Source organism: Pseudomonas sp. KCJK8993, from assembly GCF_046230915.1.
Lineage (GTDB): Bacteria > Pseudomonadota > Gammaproteobacteria > Pseudomonadales > Pseudomonadaceae > Aquipseudomonas > Aquipseudomonas piscis.
On record NZ_JBJJLO010000016.1, the window covers coordinates 33,351 to 49,368 of the forward strand.

15 protein-coding genes are annotated in these 16,018 nt (G+C 66.5%); 13 read left to right on the forward strand and 2 right to left on the reverse strand.

Annotation, left to right across the window (positions count from 1 at the left end; translation table 11 throughout):
• Nucleotides 1-156: 156 nt before the first annotated feature.
• From ACK6AU_RS07960 to ACK6AU_RS07990, 7 genes are all read left to right on the forward strand, one after another.
• A complete protein-coding gene (locus tag ACK6AU_RS07960; RefSeq protein WP_409298654.1) occupies nt 157-1,947 on the forward strand; it encodes an ABC transporter ATP-binding protein in 1,791 nt (596 codons plus the stop codon).
• A complete protein-coding gene (locus ACK6AU_RS07965) occupies nt 1,941-3,692 on the forward strand; it encodes an ABC transporter ATP-binding protein (RefSeq protein ID WP_409298656.1) in 1,752 nt (583 codons plus the stop codon). The genes ACK6AU_RS07960 and ACK6AU_RS07965 overlap by 7 nt, the downstream gene beginning before the upstream one ends.
• Nucleotides 3,692-4,633 (forward strand): ABC transporter permease, encoded by a 942-nt coding sequence (locus ACK6AU_RS07970; RefSeq protein WP_185700140.1) that lies wholly within the window; start codon nt 3,692-3,694, stop codon nt 4,631-4,633. The genes ACK6AU_RS07965 and ACK6AU_RS07970 overlap by 1 nt, the downstream gene beginning before the upstream one ends.
• Complete coding sequence (locus tag ACK6AU_RS07975) at nt 4,630-5,574, forward strand: iron chelate uptake ABC transporter family permease subunit (RefSeq protein ID WP_185700141.1); 945 nt, start codon at nt 4,630-4,632, stop codon at nt 5,572-5,574. Before ACK6AU_RS07970 ends, ACK6AU_RS07975 begins: the two co-directional genes overlap by 4 nt.
• Nucleotides 5,571-6,347, forward strand: coding sequence for an ABC transporter ATP-binding protein (locus tag ACK6AU_RS07980; protein WP_409298659.1), 777 nt, complete (start codon nt 5,571-5,573; stop codon nt 6,345-6,347). Before ACK6AU_RS07975 ends, ACK6AU_RS07980 begins: the two co-directional genes overlap by 4 nt.
• Complete coding sequence (locus tag ACK6AU_RS07985; RefSeq protein WP_185700143.1) at nt 6,344-7,339, forward strand: siderophore ABC transporter substrate-binding protein; 996 nt, start codon at nt 6,344-6,346, stop codon at nt 7,337-7,339. The genes ACK6AU_RS07980 and ACK6AU_RS07985 overlap by 4 nt, the downstream gene beginning before the upstream one ends.
• 128 nt (nt 7,340-7,467) lie before the next feature.
• Nucleotides 7,468-9,696: a TonB-dependent receptor gene (locus ACK6AU_RS07990; protein ID WP_409298661.1), complete on the forward strand. Its 2,229-nt coding sequence runs from the start codon at nt 7,468-7,470 to the stop codon at nt 9,694-9,696.
• A gap of 84 nt (nt 9,697-9,780) precedes the next feature.
• On the opposite strand, the gene ACK6AU_RS07995 is transcribed toward ACK6AU_RS07990, so the two are convergent.
• Together ACK6AU_RS07995 and ACK6AU_RS08000 are read right to left on the reverse strand one after the other, a co-directional pair.
• Complete coding sequence (locus ACK6AU_RS07995) at nt 9,781-10,308, reverse strand: glyoxalase superfamily protein (RefSeq protein ID WP_409298663.1); 528 nt, start codon at nt 10,306-10,308, stop codon at nt 9,781-9,783.
• A 182-nt stretch (nt 10,309-10,490) separates the two neighbouring features.
• Nucleotides 10,491-11,186, reverse strand: a complete 696-nt coding sequence (locus ACK6AU_RS08000; protein ID WP_409298666.1) for a tRNA (adenine(22)-N(1))-methyltransferase — start codon at nt 11,184-11,186, stop codon at nt 10,491-10,493.
• Nucleotides 11,187-11,628: 442 nt separating this feature from the next.
• Here ACK6AU_RS08000 and ACK6AU_RS08005 point away from each other — a divergent pair, with 442 nt between their 5' ends.
• Genes ACK6AU_RS08005 through lhpH form a run of 6 tightly spaced genes read left to right on the forward strand, consistent with a single transcriptional unit; the run spans nt 11,629 to nt 16,006 of the window.
• The gene (locus tag ACK6AU_RS08005; RefSeq protein WP_185700145.1) at nt 11,629-11,826 is read left to right on the forward strand and encodes a hypothetical protein; all 198 of its coding nucleotides are present in this window, start codon (nt 11,629-11,631) and stop codon (nt 11,824-11,826) included.
• Complete coding sequence (locus ACK6AU_RS08010; protein WP_409298668.1) at nt 11,814-12,488, forward strand: amino acid ABC transporter permease; 675 nt, start codon at nt 11,814-11,816, stop codon at nt 12,486-12,488. The genes ACK6AU_RS08005 and ACK6AU_RS08010 overlap by 13 nt, the downstream gene beginning before the upstream one ends.
• A 2-nt stretch (nt 12,489-12,490) precedes the next feature.
• Nucleotides 12,491-13,225: an amino acid ABC transporter permease gene (locus ACK6AU_RS08015; RefSeq protein WP_185700147.1), complete on the forward strand. Its 735-nt coding sequence runs from the start codon at nt 12,491-12,493 to the stop codon at nt 13,223-13,225.
• Between the two features lie 41 nt (nt 13,226-13,266).
• Complete coding sequence (locus ACK6AU_RS08020; RefSeq protein WP_312026266.1) at nt 13,267-13,995, forward strand: amino acid ABC transporter ATP-binding protein; 729 nt, start codon at nt 13,267-13,269, stop codon at nt 13,993-13,995.
• Between the two features lie 23 nt (nt 13,996-14,018).
• On the forward strand, nt 14,019-14,972 hold the full coding sequence (gene lhpI, locus ACK6AU_RS08025; RefSeq protein WP_185700149.1) for a bifunctional Delta(1)-pyrroline-2-carboxylate/Delta(1)-piperideine-2-carboxylate reductase: 954 nt from the start codon (nt 14,019-14,021) through the stop codon (nt 14,970-14,972).
• 26 nt (nt 14,973-14,998) lie between these two features.
• Nucleotides 14,999-16,006, forward strand: a complete 1,008-nt coding sequence (lhpH, locus tag ACK6AU_RS08030; protein ID WP_409298671.1) for a trans-3-hydroxy-L-proline dehydratase — start codon at nt 14,999-15,001, stop codon at nt 16,004-16,006.
• Nucleotides 16,007-16,018 lie beyond the last annotated feature (12 nt).

Genomic DNA, 16,018 nt, shown 5'->3' on the forward strand with positions numbered 1-16,018 from the left:
GTAGCTGCCTTGTCTGGATTTGGCAAATTAGTTTATAGTCATGCAACTAAATATGATTCTGATTCTCAGATCCATCCATGAGCTATCCCCGGCCAGGGTTTTCCCGGCTCCGTTCGCGGAGCAGGCCGGTCTTCGAATGTCTGGAAAACTTCATCTATGAGCACCCACGACGCGACCTCGGCCAACTCCCAGGCCCAGGGGCCGATCAGCCAGGTCTTGACTCCCGTGCGCGGTCGGCTGATCACGGCGGCCGTCCTGGCCGCCAGCGGATCGATGCTGACCCTGGTTCCCTTGGCGGTTATCGAGCGTATCGCCAGGCTGGCCCTGGGCGACGCCACCCCTGTGGCCGGCGATATTGGCTGGCTGCTGCTGGTGGGCGTGGCGAGCCTGTTCTGCGGCATGGCGCTGCTTTGCGCCGGCGAGTTGCAGGCGCACCTGGCCGATAACCGCATCACCCATCAATTGCGCCTGGCGATCGTCCAGCGCCTGGCCCTGGTACCGCTGGGCTGGTTCACCGAGCGCGCCTCGGGGGAGGTCAAGCGGGCGATGCAGGACGACATCGGCACGCTGCACAACCTGACGGCGCACTTCTTCACCACCCTGGGCCGTGCTGGTGGCGCGCTGCTGATCGGGGTGCTCTACCTGTTTGCCATGGACTGGCGCCTGGCGTTGCTCTCGCTGCTGCCGTTCCCCGGGTTCTTCCTGTTCCTGGGACGGGCCATGAAGTCCAGCGGCGCCAACATGCAGGAGATCGTCACTGGCCTTGGGCGCATCGACAATGCGGTGGTCGAGTTCGTCAACGGCATCCCGGTGATCAAGGCCTTCGGCAGCAGTGGCCAGGCCCATGGGCGCTACCGCGAGGCGATCGACGCCTTCGCCCAAACCTTCATCGCCTTCACCCGGCCGCTGGTGGCGGCCATGGCCAACGCCAATGCGATGGTCGCTCCGGTCTCGGTACTGGGGATGGTACTGGCCTTCGGCACCTTGTTCGTGAGCCAGGGCTGGGCCACGCCGCTGGACGTGCTGCCCTTCGCCCTGGTGACCCCGGGGCTGTGCGCGCCGGTATTGTTGCTGCACTACATCCTCCACGACCTGGGCAGTGCCACCGGCGCGGCCCAGCGGGTGCAGGCCTTGCTGCAGACCCCGGTGCTGGAACAGCCGGCCCCGGGTACCGGGCAACAGCCCCAGGGCAGTGAGCTGCGCCTGGAGCGGGTGAGCTATGGCTACGACCCCGAGCATCCGGTGCTGGCGGACATCGACCTGGTGCTCGAACCCGGCACCACCACCGCCATCGTCGGGCCTTCCGGCGCCGGCAAGTCGACCCTGGCGCGGCTGCTGCTGCGGTTCTTCGACCCCAGCGCCGGGCGCATCACCCTGGGGGGCGTCGACCTGCGCCAATTCGACAGCGCCAGCCTCTATCGCCATATCGGCTTCGTGTTGCAGGACGTGCGCCTGATCCACGCCAGCGTTGGCGAGAACATCGCCCTGGGCAAACCCTCGGCCAGCCGCCAGGAGATCGAAGCCGCCGCGCGCCTGGCCAATATCCACGAGCAGATCCTGCGCTTGCCCCGGGGCTACGACTCGGTGGTGGGCGAGGACGCGCACTTTTCCGGGGGCGAGCAGCAACGCCTGAGCATCGCCCGGGCCGTGCTGCTCGACCCACCGGTGCTGGTGCTCGACGAAGCCACGGCCGCGGCGGATGCCGAAAGCCAGGTGGCGATCCAGGAAGCACTGGCGCGTTTCTCCCAGGGCCGCACCCTGCTGGTGATCGCCCATCGACTGGATACCGTGATGCACGCCGAGCGCATCGTGGTGCTCGACAACGGCCGTATCCGCGAACAGGGCCGGCACTCCCAGTTGCTCGAGCACGCAGGGCTGTATGCACGGCTCTGGAGGCTCGGTGGTTATGGCGATACCCGCAAGGAACAGGTAGCACAACCATGCTGAAGACCTTCATTCAACTGCTGGGCGAGGATGTCCCGGTATTGCGTCGCTATGCCTGGATGGCGGTGGGCTATGGCCTGCTCAGCGGCCTGACCATTACCGTCCTGGTGCCGTTGCTCGGCCACTTGCTGGCCGGCGACACGCAAGCGGCCATCGGTTGGCTGGCGCTGTTGCTGGCCGGCGTGCTGCTGTGCTGGCTCTGGCGACGCCGGGTGGAGCGCGCCGGGGTCGCGGTAGGCGTCGCCGTCCTGCAAGGCGTGCGCTTGCGCATGGGCGAGCATATCGCCCGGCTGCCGGTGGGCTGGTTCACCCCCGAGCACAACGCCCGGCTGGGCCACGTCATCACCCAGGGCATGATGGCCATCGCGCAGTTGCCGGCCCATGTGTTCACGCCCCTGATCAGTGCCGCGATGACTCCCTTGGCGATGGTCGTCGCCCTGGGCGTGCTGCACTGGCCGACCGGATTGCTGGCCCTTGTGGCCTTGCCGCTGCTGGCGCTTGCGGTGTCGTTCTCGACCCGCCTGGGGCGCCGCGCCGATAGCGCTTTCCATGCGCATTTCGCCAAGACCAGCCAGCGCATGGTGGAGTTCGCCCAGGCCCAGTCGGTGCTGCGTGCGTTCAACGGCGAGCAGGGCGGCACGCGCTTGCTGCGCCAGGCCATCGACCAGCAGCGCCAGTCCGCCGGGCGCTTGATCTACTTGTCGTCATTATCCTCGGTGCTCAATACCTGGGTGGTCCAGGGCATCTTCGCCGCCTTGTTGGTGAGTGCCGGCCTGTGGCTCGAACGTCTGTTGGGCTTGGGCCTGGAAACCGGCCCGGCCATCGCCCTGGCGGTGACCCTGGTAGTGGTCAGCCGCTTCGTCGATCCGCTGCTGGAACTGGCCAGCTATGGCGAGACCCTGCGCGGGGCCCTGGGCCAGCTCGAAGAGGCCAGCCGGATCCTCGCCGTGCCGCCTCTGGCCCAGGCCCAGTCGCCCCAGGCGCCGGGCGATGCCTCGATCGAACTGCAAGGCGTGAGCTTCGCCTATGGCCCTGGGCAGCCCGAGGTCCTGCGGGACGTCAGCCTGCGCCTGGCGCCGGGCAGCATGACTGCGTTGATCGGCGCGTCGGGTTCGGGCAAGACCACCCTGGCCAGGCTGATCGCCCGGTTCTTCGAGGTCGACCAGGGCAGCGTGCGGGTCGGTGGCGTGGATGTGCGGCAGATGTCCGAGGCGCAGTTGGCCGGGCACATCAGCCAGATCTTCCAGGATTCCTACCTGTTCCAGGGCAGCATTGCCGACAACATCCGCCTGGGCGACCCCGAGGCCAGCATCGCCCAGGTCATGGAGGCCGCGCGCCAGGCCGGCGTGGTGGAGATCATCGAACGCCTGGCCCAGGGTATCGACACCCAGGTAGGCGAGGGCGGGGCGCGCTTGTCGGGAGGCGAGCGCCAGCGCATCGCCATTGCCCGGGCGCTGCTCAAGCAGGCGCCGATCCTCCTGGTGGACGAAGCCACCGCGGCCCTGGATGGCGAAAACCAGGCGGTCATCGCCCAGGCCCTGGCCAGGTTGCGCGGGCAGTGCACACTGGTGGTCATTGCCCACCAGCTGTCGACGGTGGCCATGGCCGACCAGATCGTAGTGCTGGACCAGGGGCGGGTGGTGGAGCAGGGAGCGCCGGATGAGCTGCGTGCCAGGCCGGGGTACTACGCGCGTTTGCTCGACCAGCGTGGCGCCGCCCAGGGCTGGCGGATCGGAGCGTCCCGCTGATGCGAGCCAGCTGGCTGGGGGCCTTCGTCATCCTCTGTGGTGCCTCGTTGCTGGTGGGCGCCCGGCAGTTCTCCCTGGAGCAGCTGTTGTCCGGGGCCGGCGATGCCTGGCTGACCCTCACCGCCAGCCGCCTGCCACGGTTGATGGCGCTGGTGCTCAGCGGCGTGGGGCTGGCGGTGTGCGGGGTGATCCTGCAGCACATCGTGCGCAACAAGTTCGTCGAGCCGGCCACCACCGGCGGCCTGGATGCGGCCAAGCTGGGCATCCTGCTGTCGCTGGTGCTGCTGCCGGGCGCCGGCACCCTGGGACGCATGCTGTTCGCCCTGGGGGTGTGCTTCGCCGCGAGCCTGGCCTTCGTCCTGATCATCCGCCGCGTGCCGTTGCGCAGCGCAGCATTGGTGCCGGTGATCGGCCTGATGTACGGCGGCGTGCTGAGCGCACTCGCCGAGTCCTACGCCTATCGCCATAACGTGCTGCAAAGCATGCAGGGCTGGTTGCTCGGGGACTTCTCCCGGGTGGTCCAGGGCCACTACGAAATCATCTACCTGATCCTGCCGATCGTGGTCCTGGCCTATCTGTATGCCCAGCGTTTCACCGTGCTCGGCATGGGCGAGGGCATGGCCGCGAGCCTGGGCCTGAATTATCCGGCGACGGTGGCCCTGGGGTTGCTGCTGGTGGCCGTGACCGTATCGGCCACGGTGATCACCGTGGGCTCGATTCCCTTCGTCGGCCTGGTGATCCCGCAGCTGGTCGCCCTGCGCCACGGTGACCAACTGGGCCGGACCCTGCCGCTGGTGGCCTTGGGCGGCGCATCGCTGCTGCTGGTCTGCGACCTGGTGGGGCGCCTGGTCATCTACCCCTACGAAGTGCCTATCGGCCTGACGGCCGGATGCCTCGGCGGCGTGCTGTTCCTGAGCCTGCTGGTACGGGGGCGCCGATGAAGCCTTCGCACTATGGGGTATGGCTTGCGGTGTGCGCCCTGGCGCTGCTGTTCCTGTTGCTGGGCTCGGGGCTGGATTTTGCCCAGGTGATCCCCAGGCGCCTGGTCCGGCTGGGGGCGATGGTGATGGGCGGGGTGTGCGTCGCCTGGTCGTCGATCGCCTTCCAGACCTTGACCGGCAACCGCATCCTGACCCCGGCGATCATGGGCTACGAGGCGGTGTACCTGCTGTTGCAGGCGGTATTGGTGGCGGTGCTGGGCATGTCCGGCCTGCTGGTGCTGGGCGCCCATGGCAACTTCGGGCTGTCGGTGCTGCTGATGCTGGCCTACTCCTGGGCGCTGCACCGCTGGCTGTTCGGCGATGGCCGGCGCGACCTGTTCTTGCTGCTGCTGGTGGGGCTGGTGCTGACCATGGTCATCGGCACCTTCACCCAGTTCGTCCAGTACCAGGCCAGCCCTGGGGAGTTCTCCATGCTGCTGGGGTTCAGCCAGGCCTCGTTCAACCGCGTGCAGTCCCAGCAGTTGCTGTATGCCGGGGGGCTGGTGGCGGGGCTGTGCCTGGTCGGGCGCAAGACCCTGGCGACCCTCGATGTGCTGGCGCTGGGGCGCGACCAGGCGATCTCCCTGGGGGTCGACTACCAACGCTGCGTGCGTCTGCAACTGGCATTGATCGCCTGTCTGGTGGCGGTGTCCACCAGCCTCCTGGGGCCCGTGGCCTTCATGGGGGTATTCGTGGCGAACATCGCCTATGCCCTGGCCGGGACCTTCCGCCACCGGGTCACGCTGCCCCTGGGCTGCGCCATCGCCGTGGGCCTGTTCCTGCTCGCCCAGCTGCTGGTCGAGCACCTGTTCAACTACAAGACCACCGTGGGCCTGCTGGTCAACCTGTTGTGTGGCGCTTACTTCCTGGCCCTGATGCTGCGTACCCGAGGAGCTGCATGATCACCGTCCACGACCTTCACAAGAGCTACGGCGCCAAGACTGTGCTGCACGAGGTCAACGTGCAGTTCCCGGCCCGTCGCCTGACCTCGCTGATCGGTCCCAACGGCGCGGGCAAGTCGACCCTGTTGATGATGATCGCGCGGCTGCTGGAACCGACTCGCGGCAGCATCCTGGTGGCGGGCCGCGATACCCGTGGCATGGCCATCGGCGACTACGCCCGCACGGTGGCCACCCTGCGCCAGGCGCCGGACTTCAACCTGCGCCTGACGGTCGAGGAGCTGGTGGCCTTCGGACGCTTTCCCTACAGCCGCGGCGCCCTGACCCGCGCCGACCAGCAGGCCATCGACGAGGCCATTGCGTTTCTCTCGCTGCAGGAGCTGCGCGCGGCTTTCCTCGATGAGCTCAGCGGTGGCCAGCGGCAGATGGCGTTCCTGGCCATGACCATCGCCCAGCAGACCGACTACCTGCTGCTGGACGAGCCGCTGAACAACCTCGACATCAAGCATGCGGTGCAGATCATGCGCGCCCTGCGCCGGCTGTGCGACGAACAGGGGCGCACGGTGGTGCTGGTGGTGCACGACATCAACTTCGCCGCCAACTATTCGGACCACATCGTGGCGATGAAAAAGGGCGCCGTGCACGCCGCCGGCAGCGTCGCCCAGGTGCTGACCGAAGAGCGGCTGCGAGCGCTCTACGGGCTGGATTTCAGCATCAGCCATGACGCCCGCGGCTACCTGTGCAACTACTTCAACCCCGCAAGAGAACTGAAATGACCCGACATCACGCAAGCAGGTATGGGACGTTTGCCCTGTTGGTGGCCGCGATCCTGGCCGGGCAGGGCTGCCAGGATAAAACCGCTACCTCGCCCGCGACGGGCCAGGCTGCTGCCAACCAGGCCCCGGCCTACGCCCCGGTCACGGTCCGGCACCAGCTGGGCACCACGCTGGTGGAGCGATTGCCCCAGCGCACGGTGGCCCTGGACATGAACGAAGTGGATTTCCTCGACCAGCTGGGCATTCCCGTGGCCGGCATGCCCAAGGATTTCATCCCGCACTTCCTGGCCCGGTACAAGCAGGCGGCCCAGGTCGAGGACCTGGGGGCGATCGTCCAGCCCAACCTGGAGCGGATCTACGCCGTCAAGCCGGACCTGATCCTGATCACTTCGCTGCAGGCCAGCCACTACCAGGAGCTGAGCGCGATCGCGCCGACGGTGCATTTCGACGTGGACTACCGCGACAGCCAGGGCCGGCATATCGAGGTCATCAAGGAGCACCTGGCGAGTCTCGGCGAGATCTTCGGCAAGCAGCAACAGGCCCGGGAGCAGGTCGCGCAACTGGAGGCCAAGGTGCAGCAGGCCCGGCAGGTCACGGCAGGCCGCCCTGAGCGTGCCCTGATCGTGTTGCACAACAACGGCGCCTTCAGCTCCTTCGGCGTGCATTCGCGCTATGGCTTCATCTTCGATGCGCTGGGCGTGAAAGCGGCCAGCCCCGAGGGCGAGAGCGGCCTGCATGGCCAGCCGATTTCCAGCGAATTCATCCAGCAGGCCAATCCCGACATCCTCTATGTGGTGGACCGCACCGCCGTGATGGAGGGGCGCCCGGCCCTGGATGCCCAGAGCCTGGACAACCCGCTGCTGCGCCAGACCAATGCCTGGAAGAACGGCCGCGTGGTCTTCGCCGATGCCCAGGCCTGGTACGTCACCGCCGCCAGCCCGACCTCGGTGAGGCTGATGATCGACGACGTCATCAAGGGTTATCAGCCCTGATTCGAGCCAAGGGCTGTTCGCGGGCACTTATGCGATAGCAAGTGATTATCAACAGCCTTAGCTCTTTTATTTGAATTAAGCCGGCCCTCCAAAAAAACACTGCCTTCTCACTTCAACGGAGCTGTAGCGTGACTCACCGTCATTCTTTCCATCGCAATGCACACCTTTCCCAGGCCTTGGTCGCCCAACCCCTGGCCGTCGGCGTCCACCGCGGGCTGGCAGGGCTGGCCCTGGGGGTCCTGGCCACGCTCGCGGCGCCGGCGGGCGCAGAGGTTCGCGAGCCGGCCGAAGCGACCCAGGACCGGGTACTGGCGTTGCCCGCCACCACGATCCAGGGCGAAGCCGTCTCCAGTCTGCCACCGGCCTACGCGGGGGAGCAGGTGGCCTCTGGCGGCAAGCTCGGCTTGCTGGGCAACAAGGACTTCATGGAGACCCCGTTCAGCACCATCAGCTACACCGAGAAATACATCGAGGACCGCCAGGCCAAGAGCATCACCGATGTGATCGCCGCCACCGATCCGGCGGTGTTCAGCAACGGCTTGACCGGCACCTTTAGCGAGAACTACTCGATTCGCGGCTTCGCCTCGGACATCAGCGACGTGACCGTCGACGGGCTGTTCGGCATGGCGCCGTTCTATCGCGTGTCCCCCGAAATGTACGAGCGCATCGAAGTGCTCAAGGGCCCTTCGGCGTTGCTCAACGGCATGCCGCCAGGCGGCTCGGTGGGCGGCACGGTCAACCTGGTGCCCAAGCGTGCCGGCAACGAACCGCTGACACGCCTGACCGGCAGCTACATGTCCGATTCGCAGCTTGGGGGGCATCTGGACATGGGCCGGCGCTTTGGCCAGGACCAGCAGTTCGGCGTGCGTTTCAACGGCGTCCACCGCGAAGGCGATGCGGCCACCGACCACCAGAAGCAGAAAGCCGACCTGGCGTCATTGGCCCTGGACTGGCGGGGCGAACGCGCGCGGTTGTCCCTTGACCTGTACGACGCCGACCAGCGCATCACCGGCCAGAACCGTGGGATGGGCCTGGCTGCCGGGGTTGCGGTGCCCAGGCCGCCCAAGGCCGGTTCGCTGCTCAACCCCGACTGGGCGACGGTGGAAAGCAAGGACAAGGGCGCGATCCTGCGTGGCGAGTTCGACCTCAGCGAACAACTGACCGCCTATGCCGCGGTGGGTGGCAGCAAGAGCGACTACGCCTACAACGGCGCCATGATCGCCACGGTGATCAACGATGCCGGCGACCTGCGCAGCAGCATGGGCCAGTTGAAGTTCCAGGTGCGCAAGGTTTCGGCGGAAACTGGCCTCAAGGGCCAGTTCCAGACGGGCGAGATCAAGCACCAGTGGTCGTTGAACGCCACCCAGTACTCGGACAAGAAGAAGGATTGGGGGCGTCGCTGGGTGCCCGGTGCCGACTGGACCACCAATATTTACCACCCGACCTGGGGTCCCAAGGCGTCCACCCGTTGGCCGCTGATCATGCACAGCGAGACCCGCCTGCGCAGCTACGGCGTGGCCGATACCTTGGCGGTGCTGGACGATCGCCTGCAACTGACCCTGGGCGTGCGCCGCCAGGAGGTGCTCAGCGATACCTTCAGCGTCAGCACCGGCAAGCGCACCTCACGCTATGACGAAAGCGCCACCACCCCGGCGGCCGCGGTGCTGTTCAAGGCCACCGACGACCTGTCGCTGTATGCCAACTACATCGAGGGCCTGAGCAAAGGCGGCACGGCGCCGCTGACCGCCGCCAACGCCGGCGCGATCTTCGCGCCCTACAAGACCAAGCAGAAGGAAGTCGGCCTGAAGCTCGACCTGGGCTCCTTCAGCCATACCCTGGCGTTGTACGAGATCACCCGTCCCGGCAGCTACACCGATCCGGCCACCAACCTCTACTCCATGGGGGGCGAACAGCGTAACCGCGGGGTGGAGTGGGGCTTCTTCGGGGCGCCGCTGGACGACGTGCGGTTGATGGGCGGCGTCGCCCATGTCGACCCCAAGCTGACCAAGACCGAGGGTGGCCGCAACGACGGCAAGAACGCCACTGGCTACCCCGAACTGCAAGGCAAGCTCGGCGTGGAATGGGATACCCCGGTGCTGCAGGGCCTGACGCTGACCGCCAACGCCACGGCGCTGTCCAAGCAGTACATCAGCGCCGACAACCAGCAGTCGATTCCCGGCTACACCCTGTTCGACGTGGGCGCCCGCTACGCCACCCAGGTCGCCAACCGCCCGGTGACCCTGCGGGGCAACGTCAGCAACCTCACCAACAAGGCCTACTGGGGAATGCCGCTGACCACCAGCCTGGGCCTGGGTGCGCCACGCACCTTCGAGCTGTCCGCCTCGGTGGATTTCTGAAACGCTAGCCCATGAGCGTCCACGGGCAGGCACTGGGCCTGCCCGTGGAGCGGATCGTTTGCGCTCTGGATGGCTGGCGCAGGATCAGCCCTGGCAGAAGCGGATGCGATTGCCGAAGGGGTCGTAGACTTCCAGGGTCTTGCCCCAGTCTTCTTCGACGATATCGGGGCGGCCGTAGCCGTAGCGCTTGGCTTGCAGTTCATCGCGCAGTTGTTCGATGTTGTGCATCGGCACGAAAATCGTCGCCCCGGGGCTGGCATCGCCATGGTGCTCGGACAGATGCAGTTGCAGGCCATTGCGGCTGATGCCCAGGTACAGCGGCAGGTCGGCTTCGAAGCGGTGTTCGAACTCCACGGTGAACCCGAGGAAATCGAGGTAGAACTCGCGAGCCTTGGCTTCGTCGAACATCCGCAGGATCGGGATGGCCTTGTCGAAGCTGATCCCCTGGGGTTGTTCCTGGGGCAGGGCTGCGGCGGCGGTGTTCCAGTCCTTGTAGCCCAGTTGCCGGGCCACGCTTTCCAGCGCAGTGGCGTGGCTGATCGACGGGTCGTGGGAAGCGAGCGCGGTGCGCAGGCGCTTGGCCATTTGCTTGGCGTGTTCGAGAGTGATCATCGTTGCTCCTGTTCGCCGAGGTGCAGGGGTGCTCGCGTTGCCGGGCCTCGACTGTCAAGAGTGACGACAGGGTAGGGGGACAGCGATGCTTTCACCATTCCTTGCGGATGCGAGCGGCAGGTAGCATCGACCTGGGCCGATGATACACAGCGGGTTTTACCCGTGAAAGCGGCGCTGCGGACTCAGGCCAGCAGCTCGCTGATCCAGCGGGCCTTGCGCTGGGTGTCCTGCAGTTTCTCCTCGGGCACCGCCTGCTGCGCCCGGGCGAAGTGGGCCAGGATCTTGTGCTTCTGGCGCAACTTGCGCTGCCACTTGGCCAGGAATGCCGGGCTGCGCTCCTGCATCTGCAGCGGGCCGAAGTACAGCTGCTCGGCGCTGTAGCTTGGGCTGGCGCCGCGCTCGGCGACGATGATCTCGTAGTCGAAGCGGTTCTCGCGCAGCACCTCTTCGAAAAGGATGGTGTAGCCGTTGTCCATCAGCCATTGACGCAGCGGCTGCTCGCCGCCGTTGGGCTGCATGACCAGGCGCTCGCGACCATCGAGGCGTGCCTTGCCGGCCTCGAGGATGTCGCGGATGGTCTCGCCGCCCATGCCGCAGAAGCTGATGGCGGTGATCCCGTCTCCCGGCTCGATTGCCGCCAGGCCGTTGGCCAGGCGCACGCTGATGCGTTGGCCGAAACCGCTGGCGAGGGCGCTGCGTTGGGCCGAGTGGAAGGGCGTCAGCGCCACCTCGCCAGCCACTGCCCTCTCGATGGCGCCACGGCTCAGCAACGCCAGCGGCAGGTAGCCGTGGTCCGAGCCGATATCGGCCAGGCGCGCCCCAGCCGGTACCTGGGCCGCGACGCGCTCCAGGCGCATGGACAATGTCTGTTGGTTCAACTGCAACCTCTTTCTTGCGTGGGCCCGCCACATCTCGGGCCGGATCGGGGGGCGATTCTGTCGGGCGCCGCCGCGTATTTCAAATGCAGGCGATCAGGCCCACTGGCTACGGATGGGGACGGTACCACGCCAGGCGATCATTTGGTCATTGTTGATGACCAGTTGCTTCTCCGGGTTTCACCTTGCAGCCAGGGACATACGTCGCTTTTACGGCCTTTGACTGACCGGATCTTAACGGGGTTTGGGAAGTTTCTGATCTTTTTTCCTGGGGCTTTGCTTGAGAATGCAGCAGTATGGATCGGAACTTGACCAGTTAATGGTTTTTGTTGAACCAGTTTGACCATCCAGGCATGACCTAGACCCACCCGGGAATCTGCCGGTCCAGCGCCAGGTATTCGCTGGAACCACCAATCGGGTTGCCAGGGCAAGCAGGAGAGCAGCGATGAACAAGAACAACAAAAAACGATACCTCAAGGCCCTGGCGGTGTTCCGGCGGCGCTACCTGCCGCCACGGGACGATCCGCGAGGGCACGGCCTGGGTTGGGCGGGGCTGCCATGCTCGCATGCCTGGCCGGATGCCGAGCCCACCAAAGCAGGCTCGGGTGGCGTACGCAACGGGAGCCTGGCATGGACTTCCTGAACGAATATGGGCAGGTCCTGGCCAGGGGACTGCTGGTGACCCTGATGCTGGCGCTGGGCAGCTGGCTGCTGGCCTTCGCCGTCGGCCTGCTGGTGACGTTGCTGCGCCTGGCCGGGGGGCGCTTCGTCGGCCTCTGGGTTATGGCGTTCATCGAGTACCAGCGCAACGTCCCGCCCCTGGTGCATCTGTTCCTGTGGTACTTCGGCGTGAGCAGCCTGCTGCCCGAGACTCTCCAGGAGTGGTTGAACGAGCATCACGGCGAGCTGGTATTCGCGCTGATCGCCATCGGGCTGTACTACGGCGCCTACTTCGCCGAGGACATCCGCAGCGGCCTGCGCAGCATCGCTGCGGGGCAGCAGGAAGCAGCGCGGGCCCTGGGCCTGGGCCGGGCCGGCGCCCTGCGTCGGGTGATCCTGCCCCAGGCGCTGCGAGTGGCGATCGCGCCTTTGCTGAGCAACACCGTGATGCTGATGAAGACCACCAGCCTGGCGATGGTCATCGGGGTGATGGAGCTGACCTACGTCACCAAGGAGGTGGCCAGCGGCACCTTCCGCATCTTCGCCACCTATGGGCTCAGCACCGTCCTGTACGTGGCGGTGGCGCTGAGCCTGTTGCTGGCCGGTGGCTGGCTGGGCCGGCACCTGCGGATCAGGGGGCGCTGAACATGCTGGAGATCATCCAGGAGTACGGGTTGCTGTTCCTGCTGGGGTCCTACCCCAATGGCCCGCTGGGCGGCATCGTCGCCACGCTGCTGCTGTCGATCATCGGCATCGGCCTGGCGTTCCCGTTGAGCGTGCTGCTGGCCCTGGCCCAGCTCAGCCCCGCGAAGGTACTGCGCTATCCGGCCATGGGCGTCGGCTACCTGTTGCGCAGCATTCCGCTGGTGATGCTGATCTTCGGGGCCTATTTCGTGGTGCCGATCATCCTCGGGCGACCGGTTGCCGGCTTCACCACCATGGCGGTGACGCTGGTGGTGTTCCAGGCGGTGTACCTGGCGGAAATCGTCAGGGCGGGCATCGAGTCGCTACCCAAGGGACAGGGCGAGGCCGCCGCGGCACTGGGCATGGGCTACTGGACCCGGACCCGCAGGGTGATCCTGCCCCAGGCCCTGGGGAACATGCTGCCGAGCATGGTTGGCCAGTTCGTCACCACCATCAAGGACACCTCGCTGGGCTACGTGATTGGCGTCAACGAGCTGACCTACGCCGCCAACCAGGTCAACAGCACGGTGATCACCGAGCCCTTCAGCGTGTTCCTGGTGCTGTCGCTGGCCTATTTCGCCATCTGTTTCGCCCTGACCCAGGCCGCCCGCCTGCTGGAGGCGCGCCTTGCCCGCAACAACGGGCGGATGCCCGCCACTTCCCACCATCCACGCCCGGCTCCGGCCCAGGGGTATTGATCATGCACAACCACAACGCTGCCCTGGCAGCTTCCAGCGTCATCATCGCCCTGGACAAGGTGAACAAGTGGTACGGCGAGCACCAGGTGCTCACGGACATCAGCGCCCAGGTGAAGAAGGGCCAGGTGGTGGTGCTGTGCGGGCCGTCCGGTTCGGGCAAGTCCACCTTGATCCGCACCATGAACCGCCTGGAGGCCATCGGCTCGGGGACCATCCATGTCAATGGCCAGGACGTCCAGGGCCGGCAGGTGGATGTGAATGCCATGCGCAGCCACATCGGCTTCGTGTTCCAGCAGTTCAACCTGTTTCCCCACCTGTCCGTCCTGGAGAACGTCACCTGCGGGCCGCTGTGGGTACGCAAGGCGGCAGCGGCGCCGACCCGCGAACTGGCCCTGGGCCTGCTGGACAAGGTCGGCCTGGGGCACAAGGCCGGGGCCTATCCGAACCAGCTGTCGGGTGGCCAGCAACAGCGCGTGGCCATCGCCCGGGCATTGGCCATGCAGCCGCCGGTGATGCTGTTCGATGAGCCCACCAGCGCCCTGGACCCGGAAATGGTCGGCGAGGTGCTGGCGGTGATGAAGGCCCTGGCGGCCGAGGGCATGACCATGGTTTGCGTGACCCATGAGATGCACTTCGCCCGGGAGGTGAGCGACGTGGTGTGGTTCATGGACCAGGGCCGCCTGCTGGAGGTGGCGCCTCCCGGCGAGTTCTTCAACAGGCCCAGGCATCCCCGGGCGCAGCAGTTCCTTTGCGACATAGGTCGCCGCTGAGTCATCCACAGAGGAGCAACAGAATGAACGATCCATCCATTGCCGCCATGCTGGCGAACCCTCCGGGAATCATCGTCTGCGACCCGGCCAGGACCGCCGCCTTGCTGGGCTTCGAGCAGTTGGTCGAGGCCCTCGGGCGGGCGGTGCGGGAACTGGCGGCCGGTTCGATCTTGAGCCCGGAGCGCATGGTGGTGCCCCTGGGCGAGGGCGGGGTGCTGCTCAGCATGCCGGCCAGCGCGCCGGACATCGCGATCCACAAGCTGGTGAACGTGCAGCAGGCCAATGCCCGGCGCCACCTGCCCACCTTGCATGGCAATGTCACGGTGTGCGACGCGGCCACCGGCAGGCTGCTGTGCCTGCTGGACGGCCCGGAAGTGACCGGGCGCCGCACCGCCGCCGTCACCCTGCTGGCCCTGCGCACCTTCCTGCCCCAGCCTGTGCAGCGGATCCTGATCTTCGGCACCGGTGCCCAGTCGCGGTTTCATGTCCAGGCCATCAACGCGCTGTATCCCCAGGCCAGGATCTGGGTACGGGGCCTGGACCTCGCGTCCGCCACGCAGTTCTGCGAGGCCAATCGCCAGTGGCATGGCCAGTTGCAGGCGATGGATGAGGACATGCCGGAGGTCGATGCGGTCATTACCCTGACCACCAGCCTCGAGCCGGTTTACGACCAACCGGCCCGGGCGGGGTGCCTGGTCGTCGGGGTTGGCGCCTTCAAGCCGGAAATGGCCGAGCTGGGCAAGACCCTGCTCGACGGCAGCCTGATCTATGCCGACGACCCGGCCGGTGCTCGCCACGAGGCCGGGGACCTGCTGCGTGCGGCGGTGGACTGGTCCCAGGTGAGGTCCCTGGCCAGTGCGCTGGATGGCGCCGTCGAGCCTGGGCGTCCGGTGGTGGTCAAGAGTGTCGGTACCGCCGCCTGGGACCTGGCGGCTGCCCGTGTAGCCCTCGCCAACCTCATGGCCGAGCGCGCCTGAATCCATTGTCCAAGGGGGAGTCGACCATGCGTATCACCCGCAGCATCAACACCGTGGAAGTCCATACCGGCGGCGAGCCGTTTCGGATCGTGACCTGCGGCCTGCCCCGGTTGCCCGGCAAGACCATCATCGAGCGTCGTGCCTGGCTACGGGGTCATGCCGACGATATCCGCCAGGCCCTGATGTTCGAGCCGCGCGGCCATGCCGACATGTATGGCGGCTACCTCACCGAGCCGGTCTCGCCCACGGCGGACTTCGGCATCATCTTCCTGCACAACGAAGGCTACAGCGACCACTGCGGCCACGGCACCATCGCCCTGGCGACCGCCGCCGTGGAGCTGGGCTGGGTCGAGCGGACGTCGCCACGGACCCGGGTCGGCATCGATGCTCCCTGCGGTTTCATCGAAGCCTTCGTCGAGTGGGATGGCCAGCATGCCGGTAGCGTGCACTTCATCAACGTGCCGTCGTTCATCTACCGTCGCGACGTGACGGTCCAGACCCCGAGCTACGGTCCGGTCACCGGCGATATCGCCTATGGTGGGGCCTTCTATTTCTATACCAGCGGTGCACCCCATGGCCTGCCGATCCGCGAGTCGGCGGTGGAGGCGTTGAAGACGTTCGGGGCCGAGGTGAAGCGCGCGGCCAATGCCGCGTTCCCGGTGGTGCATCCCGAGATTCCCGAGATCAACCACATCTACGGCACCATCATCGACGGTGAGCCGCGCCTGCCCGGGTCGACCCAGGCCAACTGCTGCATCTTCGCCGACCGCGAGGTGGACCGCTCACCCACAGGTTCCGGCACCAGCGGCCGGATCGCCCAGCTTTACCTGCGGGGGCAGATCGACCGGGACCAGGTGCTGGTCAACGAGTCGGTCATAGGTTCGGTGTTCAGCGCCAGGGTCATCGAAGAAACCCGGGTGGGGGAATTCCAGGCGGTTATCCCGGAGGTCTCGGGCACGGCCTACATCTGTGGGTTCTGCAACTGGATCATCGATGAGCGTGACCCGCAGCGGCACGGCTTCCTGGTCCGCTAGCGCGGCGTTAGC